Source organism: Actinokineospora xionganensis (genome assembly GCF_014323725.1).
Lineage (GTDB): Bacteria > Actinomycetota > Actinomycetes > Mycobacteriales > Pseudonocardiaceae > Actinokineospora > Actinokineospora xionganensis.
Map to the genome: position 1 here is coordinate 93,596 of NZ_JABVED010000002.1, position 16,921 is coordinate 110,516.

Genomic DNA, 16,921 nt, shown 5'->3' on the forward strand with positions numbered 1-16,921 from the left:
ACAGACACCTCTTTTATCTCGACAGCTGCTGGGGAGAACCTACCGAACCGCGTGGTCACCGACGGCCGGATCGGGCTAAAGCCCAGACTTCGTCCACCTTCAACGCGGACCACAGCGCCGCCAACGACATGGCCCCGAAGAGGATGCCGGCCGGGGACGACCCGATGGCGTACAGGTACGTCAGCATGATCACGACTACGGCGAGCCCGATGCCGAGTGCGAACTTCACCTGGCCGGTCGTGGTGTGACCGACCAGCACACCGATGGAGATGATCAGCAAGTAGCTGCCGATGACCAGGAAGCCGGGCCCGAATCTCACGAACAGCACACCCATGGCCGCCATGGCCGCGGTGATGCACACCCAGGCCAGGATGCCCACATAGCCGATCCGGGTATCGGACACGGGAACGCCGAACGTCAGCGCGACGGCGGCCGCCAGGAAGATCGCGCCGAGCATCAGGGAACTCGGGTTGCGCCCACCGACGAAGAACAACAACCCCATGACCGCGAGCGCCGCCCCGACGACGAGCAGGCCCAGGCCGACTCTGCCCACCCTGCTCTCACCCATCGGCGTCCAGGTCATCGCGGCCGTGGCGGCGAAAATCACCAGACCGGGCAGCACCGCGGCGGGGTGTCTGCCCGCCATCACGAAGGTGAACACGGCGATGCCGAGGCCGCCCGCGCACACGAGGGCAGAAAGCAACATCATCACGCCGCTTCGAGGCACGCCCGAACCATCGCTCACCGAAGTCCATCCCCCAAGTCGACACGCATTCTCGGAACCGCCGTACTCGCCGATCCCGGTGCGGCCATACTAGGGGCGGTTCCGGCACGGCCGGGACCCTTCGCGCATACCTGTGGATAACTCAAAGGGGGCAGGCGTGGCAACCGGGACGACCGTGTTCAGCCGGGTGACGGTGGTGGCGCCCAGAACGCGCATCGACGTGGCGCTGCCGGCGGACGTGTCCGTCGCGGACCTGCTGCCCATGTTGTTGGAGATGGCCAAGGAGACCACTCCCGACGGCGGCGCGCGCCACGGCGGGTGGTGTCTGGCCAAACTCGGCGACAACCCGCTCGACCCGAGCCGCACGCTCGGCTCCCTCGGCATCGTCGACGGCGACATGCTGCAGCTGCGCAAGCGCGCCGAGAACCCGCCGCCCCCGCTCTACGACGACGTCGTCGACGCGATCGCGGAGTCCACGCCGGACAGCTACCGGCCGTGGACCAAGGAGACGGCCAACCGGATCGGGCACATCGCGGGCTCGCTCGCGCTGATCGCGGGCGCCCTCGCGGTGTTCATGGCGGGCCCGATGTGGGGTGGCGGCAACCTCGGCCCGGCGATCACCGCGGGTGTGGCGGCGATCGTCGCGGTCGCACTCGGCGCGACCATCGCGCGGGCCTACCAGGCGCAGTCGACCGGTGTGCTGATCGCGGCGGCGGGCGGACTGCCGATGGCGTTCGCGAGCGGCCTGTCGATCGTGCCGGGCCAGCCCGGCCGGGCGAGCCTGCTGCTCGCCTGCACCCTGGTGCTGATCGTCGCCTCGGCCTCGATCATGCTCATCGGGGCGGGCATCACGACCTTCGTCGCCGCGGGCAGCGCGGCCACCCTGGGCATCGTCGCGTTCGGTGTCGCGACCCTGATCGCGCACCCCGCGCCCGGCATCGCCGCGGGCACGGTCGCCGTCGCGCTGGGCGCGCTGTCGGTGCTGCCGCGGCTGACGATCCAGCTCGCCCGGCTGCCGCTGCCCACCGTTCCGGGCAGTGCCGAGGACCTCAAGGAAGACACCGGGTTCCCGGACTACCGCTCCATCGAGCGGCGCGCGGGCCTGGCGCACGAGTACATGACCGGCATGATCATCGGCTGCGGTCTCGCCACGGCCATCGGCGCCGTGGTGGCGGCGACCTCCCCGGACATCTGGGGTGTGATCCTCGGCGTCGTGGCGACCGTGGTGCTGCTGCTGCGTGCCCGCACTTACGCCAACGGCAGCCAGGCGGTGGCGCTGCTGGCGTCGGGCATGGTCAGCGCGGCAGGCATCCTGCTGGGCTGGCTGATGACAGCCGACCCGTTCGCGCGCCTGCTGTGGGTCTTCGGCGTTCTGGTGATCCTCGGCGCCGCGGCACTGGTGCTCGGCGTGATCTTCCCGAACCAGCGCTTCTCGCCGCCGCTGCGCCGCACGGTCGAGATCATCGAGGCCATCTGCATCGCGTCGGTGCTGCCCATCGCCCTGGGCGTCATGGACCTGTACAGCACGCTGCGCCACATCTCGTTCTAGGGGAGAGCATGCGAGTGGGAAAGATGCGGGGAACAGCCGCGCTCACGGTCGCCCTGATGGTGACCGTGGCCGCGGCCCCCGGGGCGGCGGCGCAGCAGGAGAAGCAGGAGCCGACGTCGATGGCGACCCCGCCACCGTTGGAGCCGAACTGGCCCCTGCCCACCGGGATCGCGCCGGACACGAATTACGAGATCAAGACCCAGTGCATCTCCTCGCTCGACAAGGGTGTCGACCTCAAGAACAAGCCGTGGGGACAGCAGCAGCTCCGGTTCGACGAGCTGCACAAGTTCTCCACGGGCACGGACATCCTCGTCGGCGTCATCGACACCGGGGTGAAGCCGCACCCGTACTTCCAAGACCGGATCAAGGGCGGCGGCGACCTCGTCAAGGGCGGTGACGGCCTGGAGGACTGCGACGGCCACGGCACGGAGGTCGCGGGCATCATCGCGGCCAAGCCGCCCGTGGAGAACGGCATCGGGTTCAAGGGAATCGCGCCGGACGCGCGGATCCTCTCCATTCGCCAGACAAGCACGAACTACCAGGGCAGGCGCCCGAACGCGACCCAGGACCACGGGGCCGGGTCGGTCGAAAGCCTCGCCCAGGCTGTCGTCCACGCGGCCAACCAGGGCGTCCGCGTCCTGAACATGTCCGTGGACAGCTGCAGGCCGGTGTCCAACGGAGGCATCACCGCGGCGGAGAAGAACCTTCAGGCCGCCCTCCGGTACGCCTTCAAGGACAAGGACGTCGTGCTGGTCGCCTCGGCGGGCAACTCCGGCGAGAACTCCTGCCCGGACGCCACGAACGGCAGCGACCCGAACAACCCGACGCACCTGGTGACCCCGCCGTGGTTCTCCGAGTACGTGCTCTCGGTGGGCGCCACCGACCGCAACGGCGATCCGGCTCCGTTCTCGGTGCAGGGGCCATGGGTCTCGGTCGCCGCACCCGGCACGGAGATCATCTCGCTCGACCCCGCCGCGGGCAGCGACGGCCTGGCCAACCTGCAGGTCCTCAAGGACGGCAACAAGGTCCCGATCCAGGGCACCAGCTTCGCGGCGCCCTATGTGGCCGGGCTGGCGGCGCTGATCCGCGAACGTCACAAGACCCTGAACGCCCAGCAGGTGATGGACCGGATCAAGATCACGGCGTCGCACCCGGCGGCCCCGGGTGGGCGGGACAACCTCGTCGGACACGGTGTGATCAACCCGATCGGCGCGCTGACCGCGACCATTCCCAGCGAGCACGGCATCGCGGCGGACTCGCCGCTGGACGTGCAACTCGACCTGCCGCCCGCCGTCGAGACGAACTGGCTGCCGATGCGGGTCGCGGTGATCGGGTCGAGCGCGGGCGTGGTGGCACTGCTCCTGACGCTGTTCATCGTCCGAACCGTGCGCCGCAACAACGGCGACACCCCAGAACCCCGCGGCTCCGCCTAGCTGGCCCGCCTCCCAGGAATTTGCCAGTCCGCCTCCCCGGAATTCTTACGTGTGGTCCTGATCAGGGGTATCCGGCGGTTCAAGGGGCACCGGGGTCGGGTTGCGTCGCGGTCCCCTTAGGCGGCGGTTTGAGGTGCCGTCAGTTCTTCGACTGCAAAGCCGAAGATGTCGACGGGGCGGTTAGTCCTCGCCGATTACGGAGGGGGAGGTCTTGGTGGGCTTGCCGAAGATGTCGACCGGGTCGGCCATCACGCGGTTTCGGGTCTTGTGTTCGGAGTCGCCGCCCTGCTGGCCGCCCATTCCGCCCATCATCGGCATGCCGCCCATCATGCCGCCGCCCGTGCGGCCGTCACCGCCGCCGCCCGCGCTTGCCGCCGCGGCCAACGGCGTGCCTGCCGCGGGGCCCGGGAGTGCCTCGCCCGCCGTGACATAGCCGCCTGGCTGTGGGGTGGGCGGAGTCGCGGCGCCACCGCCACCACCGCCACCACTGATCGCGGCACCGCCACCGCCACCTCCGCCGCCCTTGATCGCGTCCACCTGCGCGGGCGCGGGCTCTTCTGCCGCGCCCGCCTGCGCCGGGATGGCGGGCAGTTCCTGGGTGAACGCCCAGTTGTCGGCGGGCATCGGGTGCGCCATGGTGATCTTGTCGAAGACCTGGGAGCCGTCGATCCCCTCGCACAGGCCCACGAGCGCCTCAAGGACCTGGCGGACCGACTCGAACAGCTCCTTGGTGGGGCGCTTCATGTGGTCGAGGTAGAGCCGGGTGCGGTCCTCGCCCTGCATCGGCATCGCCATGGCCGTGGACGCGGTATCGGCCACGTCGGCAAGCAGGCCCGCCATGTCCGTGACGATCTGGCGCAGGCCGTCGGCCGTGTCGTCGAGGATCTCCGACATCCCGACCATCGCGTCGGACATGTCGTGGCCCGCGAGCCCGATGCCATTCATGTACTCGATGAAGGAGTCCGCGTCGGCGCCTTCCCATGCGGCGTCGAGCCCGCCCAGGGGTTTGGTGAGGTTGTCGGCGACCTTGTCCGCCCGCAGGCCGACCATGCGCCAGCGCACCGCCTCGTCGTGCATGTCGCTCCAGCGGCCGACGACCGGCGCGAAGTACTCCTCGACCGGGTCGGGCACGCCGAGTTCGCCGCAGAGCCTGCTCAGGTAGTCGAGGTAGCCGCTGACGTCGGCCTCGATGTCGGCGCCGTTCGGGCCGCCCCGCTCGGGTCCGGCCGGGTCCACCAGGTGGTCCGGCTCGGCCACCGGCCTGCCGGGCCGGTCCTGGTCGAACCGCTCGACACCGGACCGCTCCGCCACCAACCGGTCGGCGACCGGCCGCTCGGCGGCGACCCCGTCCTGGTCGACCCGCTCCGGTCGTTCGGCCGCGCCGCGCTTGTCCATCCCAGCCCCCTACGCCTGGCCGCTGCGGTTGATCTCGCGCACGCTGTCGCCCTCGGAGACGGCGTAGTGCTCGGCGACCTGCCCGAGGCTGTCCGCCGCCGACTCCAACGCCTCGACGGCCCGCGTGAGCTGACCGCGCAGCACCTCGGCGGCGCGCCCGTACGACTCGGCGATGCGCACCGTCCGGCCCAGCGAGCCGAAGGCCTCCGCGGCCAGCGGCGCGGTGTTGAGCACCTCGGCTCCCGCGCCGAGCGCTTCCGCGTTCTCGGCGACCTTCTTCGCGTAACCACTGACCCAGTCGGGATCGACCTTGATGGCAGTCATCGACTACCGACCTCCTCGCACGCCCTTGTCACCTTCTGACGGTAATGCGCGCGAGCCGGTTCCCGAAGTGCTCAGCCGCCTGGAGCTTTCGGGGCCGTGGACGGGAACTGCCCCGGTTGCACGGCCACCGAGTCGAAGGTCTGCCGGACGTCGCGGGTGTTGAGCGACGCCCCGTTGGGCAGCAGCCGCATGATCGCGTCCGGCGCCGGGCGCTGGTTCGCCAGGCCGAGTGCCGTCGCGGTCTTCGCGTCCGGCACACCGAACTTCACGCCCCGGTCGGAGACCAGGTAGATCGGGCCGGTCGCGAAGTCCACCTTGGATGTCGCGCCGCGCACGACCGCGGCGCGGCCCGGCGGCATGTAGAAGTGGTCGAGACGCTGGCCGTCGGCGCTCGGGGTGCTGATCGGCACCGTGGCGGGCTCGCCACGCGGGGTGCGCGGCAGCGGCAGCTGGGTGCCGACGTGGACCTGCGTGTGCTCGTCGGCGTCCGGGCCCTCGCCCACCACGTACCAACGCAGGCAGGCGACCGGGAAGTTCACCGGATCGAGTGCTTCCGGCACGACCTTCGGGAAGGTGCTCTCGTCGATCTCGTTCGACGGCGACGCGCCGGGGATCTGGTCCGGGCGCACCTCCGTGATCTTGTCGCCGCCCGCGGTGGACTTGAACCGGATGAGGTCGGCGGTGGTCTTCTTGATCTTCTGCACACCGTCGCGCAGGATCACGTAGTAGTCGTTCTCGATCGCCGATGCGCCCGCACGCTGGATGGACACGATCGAGCCCACCGGCAGACCTTTGATGTCGACCTGGCTGGCGCCGCCAAGGCCCGGGATCGGCGGCGACTCAAGCTTCGGCGCCTCGGGAATCGCGTTGAGCAGTCCCGTGGTGATCTGTCGGATGTTCTCGGTCCGCAGGTTCAGCGCGGTCGTCACTCGACTGTCGGCCATATCCACCTCGGCGCGGACCGTGTTGGCGTTCTTCTTGACCGCCGTCTCAGGCGTGCGATAGACGAGGTAGACCTTCTTGTTTTCGGCCTGGACCAGCAGAGCCTCGTTGACCGCGAGTTCGGGTCCGAAGTCGGTGTGGCCCGCCGCGACCGTGGTCTCGATCTTGTTCTCGCTCGCGGGCTTGTTCAGGCTGCGGTCGAGTTGGTACTCGTCGCACACCGCCCAGTCGCTGTTGATCCGCTGGTCGTCGCCGGGCAGCATCTGCGGCCCGTCCGGGATGCCGGTCAGCCGCTCGCGGGTGATGTCGACGAGCTTCGAGTCCGGAACGACCTCGACCTTGGCGGGACCGCCCGCGGCGCCGCTGCCGTCGTCGGTCTGGCTGCCGGGCTGATCACCGCCGTTGTTGCTGCGGGCCAGCAGCAACAGCCTCGCGGAGGCCAGGTTGAACGTCGGGACTAGGACCTTGCCCCGATCCGTGTTCGTCAACAGCACATAGATCGCCCCCGACGGCTGGGCGATGACGATGCCGTCTTGGCCCGGGGCCTTCGGCGCGGGCTTGAGCAGCCCGAAGATCAGCACGCCGATCATGCCGATGGCGGCGATGCACACACCCACGATCGTGGCTCTGGAGTGCGTGCGCATCGGGTCATGGAGCATCACCGCGTCCTTGCGGACCAACGCCGACTGCATTCTGCGCAGTACGAAGCGGTATGCCTGAACCTGAGACTTGGTAGTCGGTGTTGATGGCATTCTCGGCCTGCTGCTCTCCCCGTCGCGGTACGGTTCCGGAGGATAGCCGTACGGCCGTCGCCGTATGTGGGGTTCTCCACCAACCGAGGGGAAGAGATCTAGCGGATGTCCGTGACCACTCCTCCGCGACAGGGCCGGACGCCACCTCCCGGTGGCCCGGGTCGACCTCCCGGCCCAGGCGGACCCGGCAGACCAGGCGGACCCGGTGGCCCCGGCGGACCTCCCGGACCAGGGGGACCTGGCGGCCCAGGAGGTCCTGGCGGACCTGGCGGACCCCCGCCCGCGGGACCGGGACCCGCCGCCGCGGCGCAGCCGCCTGCCGGACCGCGGGTCCGCGTGTCGGCGCGCAGGCGCCACCGCGGGTCGAGCCTCGGCAGCCTGCCGGTGTCCAACCTTGTCGTGCTCGAAGTCGGCCTGGCCCTCGGCCTTGTCCTGCTCGCCATCGACCTCGGCCTCGTCTACGTGTCGATCGGCATCGCCGTGGCCGCGCTGGTTCTCGCGTTCCTGCGCTGGCGCGGCCGCTGGTTCACCCAGTGGATCGGCCTGACCGCGCGCTATTCCGTGCGGTCGCACGCACGGGTCACGAAGCCGCCGAGCCCGGTGACCATGGAGGCGGTCGCGGCGCAGGACGAAGCCGCGGTGACCGGTCCGGACGACCCGCGGGTCAACCTGCTGCGGCTGGCGGTGCCCGACCTGGTCGTGGCACACGCGGTCGACCACGAGCAGCGCCCGCTGGGCCTGGCCTGGCACGAGGGCACCTGGACCGCGGTCCTGCTGGTCGACCCGGCCCCCGCGCTGGTCAGCCAGGTCGGGTCCACCCCGAGCCTGCCGCTGGGCGCGCTGGCGCCCTGCCTGGAAGACCGCGGTGTGGTGCTCGACGCCATCCAGGTCATCTGGCACTGCTACCCCGGAAGTGTCGCGCTGCCACCGAGTTCGCCCGCGCTGGCGTCCTACCTGGAGGTGCTCGGCCCGCTGCCCGCGGCGGCCCGGCGCACCACGTGGGTCGCGGTCCGGCTCGACCCGCGCCGCTGCCCGGCCGCGGTCCGCGAGCGTGGCGGCGGCGTCGTCGGCGCCCACCGCGCGCTCATCGGCGCGTTGTCCCGGGTGCGCAACGCCCTCGAGTCGCGCGGTGTGCCGACCCGGCCGCTGGACCCGGACGAGTTGCTCAAGGCAGGCATCTCCGCGGCCGAACTCACCTCCGTCGCGGGCTCCAACACCCGGGTGTCGCTGCGCGAGCGGTGGACCGGCGTCACGGCGGCGGGCATCGGCCACGCCAGCTACGCGATCACCGGCTGGCCACAGGGCAAGCTGGCGACGAGCCTGAACTCGCTCACCGGTGTGCGCGCCATGTCGGCGACGGTCGCGATGTCGATCTCGCCCGGCAGCGACGAGGGCAAGGTGGGCCTGCGCGGCCTGGTCCGGGTCAGCGCCCGCAACCCCGACGAGCTCAGCGACGCCGACGACCGGCTGTCGGCGATCTCCGACCGGCTCGGCATCACCCTGACCCCGCTGCGCGGGCTCCAGGTCGCCGGGCTGGCCGCCACACTGCCGCTGGGGGGACAGGCATGAGCGAGCTTGCGAGCGAATCATCGACACAGGGCGACCGCGAGCGGCGGCACCGAGCCTGCGAGGGGGCGTCGTGAGTGGGTCCAGCAGGCTTCTCGACACGCAGGGCGGCGCGGGCGGGATCGCGCCGGAGTTCATGGTCTCGCCCGAGATGCTCGACGCGGTCAGCCCATCCGGCGACCGCGGCGGCATGGTCCTGGGCTCCGGCCTGCAGGGCGAGCCGCTGACCATCTCGGCGCTGCGTCCGGCGCCGACGAGGATCGTGCTCGTCGGCGGGCTCTACCTGGCCCGCCAGGTGGCGCTGCGGGCGATGGCGGTCGGCGCGTGGGTGGTCGTGGCCACCGGTCGCCCCGGCGCATGGCAGGTGCTGCAGAAGGCGGCGGGCAACGGTCCGGACGGACGCCCGGCCCCGCTGGTGCAGATCCGCAGGCTCAGCCCGGTCGAGCTGCCGCGGCCGTCGGAGGACGGTCCGCTGCTCGTCGTGCACGATGGCGGTCCGACGCCGCAGGAGCTCTTCCCGCCGCGCTCGCCCTGGCAGACCACGGTGTACGTGCTGCCCTACATGCACCCGCAGGCCGGGGCGACGGCCAACGCCGCCGACCTCGTGCTGCTGCAGCGGCTCCCCGTTGGCCAGGCGCAGCTCGCGGCCCGGATCTGGCGGCTGCCGCCGCCGATGGTGCAGCAGCTGACGACGCTGGCCGACGATCAGGTCGTCGCGCTGGGCCGCAACCTCTGGCGGCCGCTGCGACTGGTCACCACGGCGAAGGAACAGCAGATCCTGGGTCCGGTCCGCCGCGGCGACTGACACCCCCACGGCACGACTTTCCGCCCCTGACACCGCGCGACGTCGGGGGCGGAGTCGTCCGCGGGGTGCGCTGTCCGGATTGGGCGCTCCGCCATTCCGGCATATGTGGGCCGTTCGGTGGCGGACACGCTGGACATTTCGGCCCAGTGCCTACGGCCGGACAGCACAACAAACAACCTGAAACGCGATATCTACTCAGGAGTCGTCGCGGGGTACCGCGCCAAGCGACCGCGACCGCACATCCGGTCCGATAGCGGCCCACCCCAAGGGTTTTACCCGTTCGTTCGAATTCGGTAACCGCCCCGCGAAATCTCATTCCACTGTCCGAAGAATGAGCGGAATCGACGTGTGAATGGATTCTGGCACTGAATGGACACATGCGGGGTAACCCGCACGGGCTCGCCAAGGGGGTCACAACACCCCTGTTGGAGACTTCAGATGGGGCTGTTCGGCAGCAGTAAATCCGCCGGATGGCCCAACTCATTGCCAGGGCTGCTCAACTGGCGAAAAGACCTGATTCATAAACGCTGCAATTGCCTTGCGTGACTGATTGCCGCTGTCCCAATGTTATCAGCGTTCGCGCGAACACGTTCAGCACCTCTCAAGCAGCACACGGCCTGTTGTGAGGCAGGCCGAAGTGCCCCTGCCCGAAGGAGAACGTGCAATGGGTATGTCTCGCGCCAAAGCGCTGCGGCGGCTGACCGCCGCGGGCATCGCGACCGTCGCCGGCATGGCGACCGCGATCACGCTGGCGACCCCCGCGGTAGCGGCCGAGGCCCAGATCCTGGGCGCCGACGCGGCAAACGTGGTCAAGGACAGCTACATCGTCGTGTTGAAGGACGGAGCGCAGGCTCGCGGCGCCACCGCCGACAGCCTGTCCGCCCGATACGGCGGCAAGGTCAACCACCGGTACTCGGCCGCCATCTCCGGCTACGCCGCGACGATGACCGAGCAGCAGGCCAAACGCGTGGCGGCCGACGATCAGGTCGCCTACGTCGAGGCCGACCAGACCATGAGCATCGCGGTGGACCAGCTCAACCCGCCGTCGTGGGGCCTGGACCGGGTCGACCAGCAGTCGCTGCCGCTGAACCAGAAGTACTCGTACGCGACCACGGCCTCGAACGTCAACGCGTACATCATCGACACCGGCATCAACCTGACGCACACCGACTTCGGCGGCCGCGCGGTCAGCGGCCGGGACACGGTCGACAACGACGCCGACGCCACCGACTGTCAGGGCCACGGCACGCACGTGGCGGGCACCGTCGGCGGTAGTGCCTACGGCCTGGCCAAGGGCGTCAAGCTGATCGCCGTGCGGGTGCTGAACTGCCAGGGCTCCGGCACCAACGCGGGCGTCATCGCGGGCATCGACTGGGTCACGGCCAACCACGTCAAGCCCGCCGTCGCCAACATGAGCCTCGGCGGCGGCGCGTCCACCACCCTCGACGACGCGGTGCGCCGCTCGGTCGCCGCGGGTGTCAGCTACGCGGTCGCGTCGGGCAACTCCAACGCGAACGCGTGCAACTACTCGCCCGCCCGGGTCGCCGAGGCCCTGTCGGTCAACGCGAGCGACATCAACGACGCGCGCGCCTCGTTCTCCAACTACGGCACCTGCACCGACCTGTTCGCGCCCGGCGTGAACATCAAGTCGGCGTGGATCGGCGGCAGCACGGCCACCAACACGATCAGCGGCACCTCGATGGCCTCCCCGCACGTCGCGGGCGCCATCGCGCTGTACCTGGCGGCCAACCCGTCGGCCAGCCCGGCGACCGTGCACAGCGCCATCGTGAACGCGGCCACCGCGAACAAGATCACCAACCCCGGCACCGGATCGCCGAACAAGCTGCTGTACACCGGCTCCGGCACCACCGAGCCCCCGCCGCCCACCGGTTGCGCGGCCGTCACCAACGGAACCGACGTCACCATCCGGGACAACTCGACGGTGAGCAGCCCGATCACCATCTCGGGCTGCAGCAGCACCCCGTCCACGGCGTCCACCATCGCGGTCGACATCCGGCACACCTGGCGCGGTGACCTGGTCATCGACCTCGTCGCCCCGGACGGCACCGCGTACCGGCTGAAGAACTCGAGCTCGAGCGACTCGGCCGACAACGTGATCACCACCTACACCGCCAACCTGTCGTCGGAGGTGGCGAACGGCACCTGGAACCTGCGGGTGCAGGACGTCTACACCTACGACACCGGCTACATCAACAGCTGGACGCTCGACCTCTAAACCCGGCGACGGGCTCCGGTCGGCTCCTCCCTGCTGGGGGCCGACCGGGGGCCTGAGTCCGGTTCGGCCAGTTTCACACGCCGGGCGCGGCAATCAGCCGCGCCCGGTTTTTACCCTTTCCCAGCCAGTGACCATCCCTCCAGGTCACACCCGGTCACCCTGAATGGCCCCGGACGATCGTCGGTTACCCCTCGCTGAACACGGCTCTAGCGTCCGCGCTCGACGCCTGTCCCCTGCAAAGCAGGCGCACCAGTGAGGGAGCTTTCATGAACCTGCTCGTGAAGATGGGGGCGGTGGCGGCCTGCACCGCCATCGCCGCCTCGGCCGCGGCCTTGACCGCGCAGGCCGAACCGGCCATCGACGGCCACTACATCGTCGTCCTCAAGGCCGACGGCGCCCGCCAGTCGTCCGCCGCCGCGGCGGCGCTGACCGCCCGGCACGGCGGAAAGGTCGAACGCACCTACTCCGCGGCCCTGCGCGGGTTCGCCGCGGCGATGACCGACCAGCAGGCCCGACGGCTCGCCGCCGACCCCGCGGTCGCCTACGTCGAGGCCGACCAGGTCGTGCACGTGACGACCGACCAGCTCAACCCGCCCTCGTGGGGCACCGACCGGGTCGACCAGCGGGCCCTGCCGCTGGACTCGAAGTACACCTACTCGACCACCGCGTCGAACGTGACCGCGTACGTGCTCGACACCGGCATCACCATCACCCACTCCGACTTCGGCGGCCGGGCCGTCCACGGCCGCGACACGGTGGACAACGACAACGACTCCAGCGACTGCAACGGCCACGGCACGCACGTCGCCGGGACCGTCGGCGGCGCCAAGTACGGCATCGCCAAGGGCGTGAAACTGGTCGGCGTGAAGGTGTTCGGCTGCGATTCGGGGAGCACGAACTCCGCCATCATCGCCGGGATCGACTGGGTGACGGCGAACGCGGTCAAGCCCGCGGTGGCGAACCTGAGCCTCGGCGGACCCAAGTCGCAGGCCATGAACGACGCCGTGCAGCGGCTCATCGATTCCGGGGTGACAGCGGTCGTGTCGGCGGGTAACTCCAACGAGGACGCCTGCGGAAACTCCCCCGCCAGCCTGGCGACCGCCATCACCGTCGGCGCCTCCAACATCAACGACGCGCGGTGGCAGCACTCGAACTGGGGCACCTGCCTGGACCTGTTCGCACCTGGGCAGGACATCGTGTCGGCGAAATTCGGCACGACCAGCGGTTCGTTCTCGACCAGCGGAACTTCCATGGCCGCCCCGCAGGTCGCGGGCGCGGCGGCGCTGCATCTGAGTGCGAACCCTTCGGCGACGAACCAGCAGGTTCGGGATGCGTTGGTCGGGGCCACTACGCCCAACGCGTTGAGCTCGATCGGGACTGGGTCGCCGAACAAGCTGCTCTACGTCGGGTCTGGCGGGACCACTCCGCCGCCCACCGGCTGCGCGACGGTCACCAATTCCGACGATCTCGCCATCCCGGACGCCGGAGCGGCGGTGACCAGCCCGATCACCGTGTCCGGTTGCTCGGGGACGGCGTCGTCGACCAGCAAGATCGCCGTCGACATCACCCACCCGTACCGCGGCGACCTGGTCATCGACCTGGTGGCGCCGGACGGCGGCAACTACCGGCTCAAGGCCGCGTCGAATGATTCCGGGGACAACGTGGTGCAGACGTTCACCGTGAATGTCTCGTCGGAAGCCCGCAACGGTGTTTGGAAGCTCAAGGTGCAGGACATCTACCGGGCTGATGTCGGGACGCTGAACAGCTGGAGCCTGACTCTCTAGCTCAGAGGGTGCGGACGTTGCGGGTCAGCGTCGCGCGCGTGGCCAGGTCCTCATCGGCGGGATAGTCGACGCCGATGAGGGCCAAGCCGTGCGCGGGGGCCACTGTGATGGCGCTGGGGCGTTCGGTGGCGCTGAGCATGGAGGCGGGCCAGTCAGCCGGCTTGCGGCCCTCACCGACCGCGAGAAGCGCGCCGACGAGGCTGCGGACCATCGAATGGCAGAAGGCGTCCGCGGACACCCGGGCGGCCAGCAGGCCGTCGGATTCGCGGGTCCAGTCGAGCCGCTGCAATTCGCGGATGGTCGTGGCGCCTTCGCGGCGTTTGCAGAAGGCGACGAAGTTGTGTTCGCCCAGGAGTTTGCGGGAAGCCTCGTTGAGGGCGTCCAGGTCCAGCTTTCGCGGCCAGGCGACCACATGGCCTCGGCGCAGCGGGTCAGCCGACCAGGCCGCGTCGCAGATTCGGTAGACGTAGTGCCTGCGGAGGGCGCCGAAGCGGGCGTCGAACTCCGCGGGGACGCGGCGCATCGCGGTGACGCGGACGTCGGCGGGCAACGCCCGGGCAAGCCTCAGGACCAAGGCGTCCGGGTCGGTTTCCGCAGGCAGGTCGGCGTGGGCTACCTGGCCGGTGGCGTGGACGCCTGCGTCGGTGCGGCCCGCGACCGTGAGGCGGACGTCGTGGCGCAGGACCAGGGACAGCGTGTCCTCCAGGACACCGCACACCGTTCGCCGCTCGGGTTGGCGGGCCCAGCCCGAGAAGTCGGTGCCGTCGTAGGCGATGTCCAGGCGAATGCGGACGAGCCCGCCGCCCCCAGCGGGGGTGACGGGCTCGTCCGTGGTGTTCTGCGGGGTCAGGACTCGTCCTTGGCGGACTCGTCCGACTCCTCTTCCCGCTGCGACGGGGGCAGCTGGAAACCAGCGGCCTCCGCGGCCTCGGCGGTGGCGAACCACACCTCGGCGACCGTGCGGTCGTAGAAGGCGCTGTCCGGCACGTGGTACAGCATCGAGTCGGCGTTGCCCTTGATCGGGAAACCCTCCGGCTGCGAACCGTCCTCGAGCGGCAGGTGGCTGCCCTCGCCGTACGACTTGGTCTCCTCCGACGCCTCCGACGCCTCGGCCGACTCAGTGGCCTCGACGTCAGCGGCCTTGTCGGCCTTCTTCGGCTTGTCAGCGAACTTGGTCTTGCGGGCGGCCTCGGCCTCCGCGGTGACCGTCTTCTCGCTGATCAGCTCGATGACCGCCATGCTGGCGTTGTCGCCCTTGCGCGGCATGGTCTTCGTGATGCGCAGGTAGCCACCCGCGCGGTCGCTGAAGAACGGGCCGATCTCGACACAGAGACGCTGCACGACGTCCTTGTCGCGGATCACCTTCATGATCTCGCGACGGTTGTGCAGGTCACCGCGCTTGGCCTTGGTGATCAGCTTCTCCGCGAACGGACGCAGCCGACGAGCCTTGGCCTCAGTGGTCTTGATCCGGCCGTGCTGGAACAGCGCGGTGGCCAGGTTGGCCAGAATCAGCCGCTCGTGGGCCGGGCCCCCGCCGAGACGGGCGCCCTTGGTTGGGGTGGGCATTCCTTGCTCCTTGTGGAATTCCGCTGCTCAGCCAGTCCGGAATGGACTGGATCAGAGCTGCTCCGTCTCTGCGTAGTCCTGGCCGTCGTCGTTGCCGGTGTCCGCGCCTTCCGACCAGCCGTCGGAGGCGTAGTCCGCCGCGGCAGCCGTCGGGTCGAACCCGGGGGGGCTGTCCTTGAGCGCGAGACCGAGGCCGACGAGCTTCATCTTGACCTCGTCGATCGACTTCGCACCGAAGTTGCGGATGTCCAGCAGGTCCGCCTCGCTGCGCGAGACAAGCTCACCCACGGTGTGGATGCCCTCGCGCTTGAGGCAGTTGTAGGAACGCACCGTCAGGTCGAGGTCCTCGATCGGCATCGCGTAGGCGGCGATGGTGTCGGCCTCCTGCGGCGACGGGCCGATCTCGATGCCCTCGGCGTCGATGTTCAGCTCGCGGGCGAGACCGAACAGCTCGACCAGCGTCTTGCCCGCGGACGCCACGGCGTCGCGCGGGGTGATCGACGGCTTGGTCTCGACGTCGAGAACGAGCTTGTCGAAGTCGGTCCGCTGCTCGACACGGGTGGCCTCGACCTTGTACGTCACCTTGAGGACCGGCGAGTAGATCGAGTCGACCGGAATCCGGCCGATCTCGGCGCCTGCCTGCTTGTTCTGCACGGCCGGGACGTAGCCGCGACCGCGCTCGACAACGAGCTCGATCTCCAGCTTGCCCTTGCCGTTCAGCGTGGCGATGTGCAGGTCGGGGTTGTGCACCGTGACACCGGCGGGAGGAACGATGTCCCCCGCGGTGACCTCACCGGGTCCCTGCTTGCGCAGGTACATCGTCACCGGCTCGTCCTCCTCCGAGGAGACGACAAGCTCCTTGAGGTTGAGGATGACGTCGGTGACGTCCTCTTTGACGCCCGGAACCGTGGTGAACTCGTGCAGCACACCGTCGATGCGGATGCTGGTCACCGAGGCGCCGGGGATCGAGGAGAGCAGCGTGCGCCGGATCGAGTTGCCGAGCGTGTAGCCGAAGCCAGGCTCGAGGGGCTCGATGACGAAGCGGGAGCGGGTCTCGTTGACCGGCTCCTCAGCCAGGGTGGGTCGCTGTGAGATGAGCACTTCTTGGTTCTTCCTTCCCGAGGACGCCCGCTATTTGACGTCACTGAAATGGGATGACAGGTATAGCGACAGTGCCGGCGACCTCTTGAATTTCAACAGGCCGCCGGCCCGGTCACGATTACTTCGAGTAGTACTCGACGATGAGCTGTTCGGTCACCGGAACGTCGATCTGCGCGCGCTCGGGGAGCTGGTGCACCAGGATCCGGAGGTTGGACTGCACGACCTGCAGCCAACCCGGGATCGGGCGGTCACCGAAGGACTCCTTGGCGGCCACGAACGGGAGGGTGCCCAGCGACTTCGGCTTGACGTCGATGATGTCGAACTTCGACACCTGGTAGCTGGGGATGTTCACCTTCTTGCCGTTCACCAGGAAGTGAGCGTGGCTCACGAGCTGGCGGGCCTGGCGGCGCGTGCGGGCGAGGCCCGCACGGTAGACCACGTTGTCCAGACGCGATTCGAGCAGCTGGAGCAGGACCTCACCGGTCTTGCCCTCGCGGCGAACCGCCTCTTCGTAGTACTTGCGGAACTGACGCTCGAGGACGCCGTAGGTGTAGCGCGCCTTCTGCTTCTCCTGCAGCTGGAGCAGGTACTCGCTCTCCTTGATCCGACCGCGGCCGTGCTGGCCGGGCGGGTAAGGACGACGCTCGAATGCCTGGTCTCCGCCGACAAGGTCGACCTTGAGCCGACGCGAGATGCGGGTCGCGGGGCCGGTGTAGCGTGCCATCTCTTCTTACTCCTCCCCGT

General features: G+C 69.5%; 14 protein-coding genes. 6 read left to right on the forward strand and 8 right to left on the reverse strand.

Annotation, left to right across the window (positions count from 1 at the left end):
• Positions 1 to 55: 55 nt before the first annotated feature.
• A complete protein-coding gene (locus tag GPZ80_RS03930) occupies positions 56 to 706 on the reverse strand; it encodes a hypothetical protein (RefSeq protein WP_187218404.1) in 651 nt (216 codons plus the stop codon).
• Between the two features lie 175 nt (positions 707 to 881).
• Between GPZ80_RS03930 and eccD the strand changes: the two genes are divergently transcribed.
• Positions 882 to 2,273 (forward strand): type VII secretion integral membrane protein EccD, encoded by a 1,392-nt coding sequence (eccD, locus tag GPZ80_RS03935; RefSeq protein ID WP_312880106.1) that lies wholly within the window; start codon positions 882 to 884, stop codon positions 2,271 to 2,273.
• A gap of 8 nt (positions 2,274 to 2,281) precedes the next feature.
• Entirely contained in the window at positions 2,282 to 3,706 is a 1,425-nt protein-coding gene (gene mycP / locus GPZ80_RS03940) for a type VII secretion-associated serine protease mycosin (RefSeq protein WP_246476760.1), read from the forward strand.
• A 180-nt stretch (positions 3,707 to 3,886) separates the two neighbouring features.
• Here mycP and GPZ80_RS33275 read toward each other — a convergent pair whose 3' ends face one another.
• The 3 genes from GPZ80_RS33275 to eccB form a co-directional block, all read right to left on the reverse strand.
• The gene (locus GPZ80_RS33275) at positions 3,887 to 5,101 is read right to left on the reverse strand and encodes a WXG100 family type VII secretion target (RefSeq protein WP_281401157.1); all 1,215 of its coding nucleotides are present in this window, start codon (positions 5,099 to 5,101) and stop codon (positions 3,887 to 3,889) included.
• Between the two features lie 9 nt (positions 5,102 to 5,110).
• Positions 5,111 to 5,425 carry a hypothetical protein gene (locus GPZ80_RS03950; RefSeq protein ID WP_187218405.1) on the reverse strand — a complete coding sequence of 105 codons (315 nt, stop codon included), beginning with the start codon at positions 5,423 to 5,425 and terminating at the stop codon, positions 5,111 to 5,113.
• A gap of 71 nt (positions 5,426 to 5,496) precedes the next feature.
• Positions 5,497 to 7,059 (reverse strand): type VII secretion protein EccB, encoded by a 1,563-nt coding sequence (gene eccB, locus GPZ80_RS03955; protein ID WP_246476761.1) that lies wholly within the window; start codon positions 7,057 to 7,059, stop codon positions 5,497 to 5,499.
• A gap of 444 nt (positions 7,060 to 7,503) precedes the next feature.
• Between eccB and eccE the strand changes: the two genes are divergently transcribed.
• The 4 genes from eccE to GPZ80_RS03975 all read left to right on the forward strand — a co-directional run bounded on the left by eccE (position 7,504) and on the right by GPZ80_RS03975 (position 13,510).
• Positions 7,504 to 8,688 (forward strand): type VII secretion protein EccE, encoded by a 1,185-nt coding sequence (gene eccE / locus GPZ80_RS03960; protein ID WP_187218949.1) that lies wholly within the window; start codon positions 7,504 to 7,506, stop codon positions 8,686 to 8,688.
• A 133-nt stretch (positions 8,689 to 8,821) separates the two neighbouring features.
• Positions 8,822 to 9,490: a hypothetical protein gene (locus GPZ80_RS03965; protein ID WP_091382921.1), complete on the forward strand. Its 669-nt coding sequence runs from the start codon at positions 8,822 to 8,824 to the stop codon at positions 9,488 to 9,490.
• 664 nt (positions 9,491 to 10,154) lie between these two features.
• Positions 10,155 to 11,726: a S8 family peptidase gene (locus tag GPZ80_RS03970; protein ID WP_187218407.1), complete on the forward strand. Its 1,572-nt coding sequence runs from the start codon at positions 10,155 to 10,157 to the stop codon at positions 11,724 to 11,726.
• A 266-nt stretch (positions 11,727 to 11,992) separates the two neighbouring features.
• Positions 11,993 to 13,510 carry a S8 family peptidase gene (locus GPZ80_RS03975; RefSeq protein ID WP_187218408.1) on the forward strand — a complete coding sequence of 506 codons (1,518 nt, stop codon included), beginning with the start codon at positions 11,993 to 11,995 and terminating at the stop codon, positions 13,508 to 13,510.
• 1 nt (position 13,511) lies between these two features.
• Here the strand turns inward: GPZ80_RS03975 and truA are convergent, their stop codons facing one another.
• The 4 genes from truA to rpsD form a co-directional block, all read right to left on the reverse strand.
• Positions 13,512 to 14,297: a tRNA pseudouridine(38-40) synthase TruA gene (truA, locus tag GPZ80_RS03980; protein WP_312880146.1), complete on the reverse strand. Its 786-nt coding sequence runs from the start codon at positions 14,295 to 14,297 to the stop codon at positions 13,512 to 13,514.
• Positions 14,298 to 14,356: 59 nt separating this feature from the next.
• Positions 14,357 to 15,076, reverse strand: coding sequence for a 50S ribosomal protein L17, sunset domain variant (rplQ, locus tag GPZ80_RS03985; protein ID WP_187218409.1), 720 nt, complete (start codon positions 15,074 to 15,076; stop codon positions 14,357 to 14,359).
• Between the two features lie 51 nt (positions 15,077 to 15,127).
• On the reverse strand, positions 15,128 to 16,177 hold the full coding sequence (locus GPZ80_RS03990; protein WP_091382607.1) for a DNA-directed RNA polymerase subunit alpha: 1,050 nt from the start codon (positions 16,175 to 16,177) through the stop codon (positions 15,128 to 15,130).
• Positions 16,178 to 16,295: 118 nt separating this feature from the next.
• On the reverse strand, positions 16,296 to 16,901 hold the full coding sequence (rpsD, locus tag GPZ80_RS03995) for a 30S ribosomal protein S4 (RefSeq protein ID WP_091382609.1): 606 nt from the start codon (positions 16,899 to 16,901) through the stop codon (positions 16,296 to 16,298).
• Positions 16,902 to 16,921: the final 20 nt, after the last annotated feature.

What these genes read in the sequence shown, in the direction of transcription:
- GPZ80_RS03930 (WP_187218404.1), bottom strand. Translation starts at nt 706, where the DNA reads ATGTTGCTTTCTGCCCTCGTGTGCGCGGGCGGCCTCGGCATCGCCGTG.
- mycP (WP_246476760.1), top strand. Translation starts at nt 2,282, where the DNA reads ATGCGAGTGGGAAAGATGCGGGGAACAGCCGCGCTCACGGTCGCCCTG.
- GPZ80_RS33275 (WP_281401157.1), bottom strand. Translation starts at nt 5,101, where the DNA reads ATGGACAAGCGCGGCGCGGCCGAACGACCGGAGCGGGTCGACCAGGAC.
- eccB (WP_246476761.1), bottom strand. Translation starts at nt 7,059, where the DNA reads ATGCAGTCGGCGTTGGTCCGCAAGGACGCGGTGATGCTCCATGACCCG.
- GPZ80_RS03975 (WP_187218408.1), top strand. Translation starts at nt 11,993, where the DNA reads ATGAACCTGCTCGTGAAGATGGGGGCGGTGGCGGCCTGCACCGCCATC.
- rplQ (WP_187218409.1), bottom strand. Translation starts at nt 15,076, where the DNA reads ATGCCCACCCCAACCAAGGGCGCCCGTCTCGGCGGGGGCCCGGCCCAC.
- rpsD (WP_091382609.1), bottom strand. Translation starts at nt 16,901, where the DNA reads ATGGCACGCTACACCGGCCCCGCGACCCGCATCTCGCGTCGGCTCAAG.
- GPZ80_RS03950 (WP_187218405.1), bottom strand. Translation starts at nt 5,425, where the DNA reads ATGACTGCCATCAAGGTCGATCCCGACTGGGTCAGTGGTTACGCGAAG.
- GPZ80_RS03970 (WP_187218407.1), top strand. Translation starts at nt 10,155, where the DNA reads ATGGGTATGTCTCGCGCCAAAGCGCTGCGGCGGCTGACCGCCGCGGGC.
- GPZ80_RS03965 (WP_091382921.1), top strand. Translation starts at nt 8,822, where the DNA reads ATGGTCTCGCCCGAGATGCTCGACGCGGTCAGCCCATCCGGCGACCGC.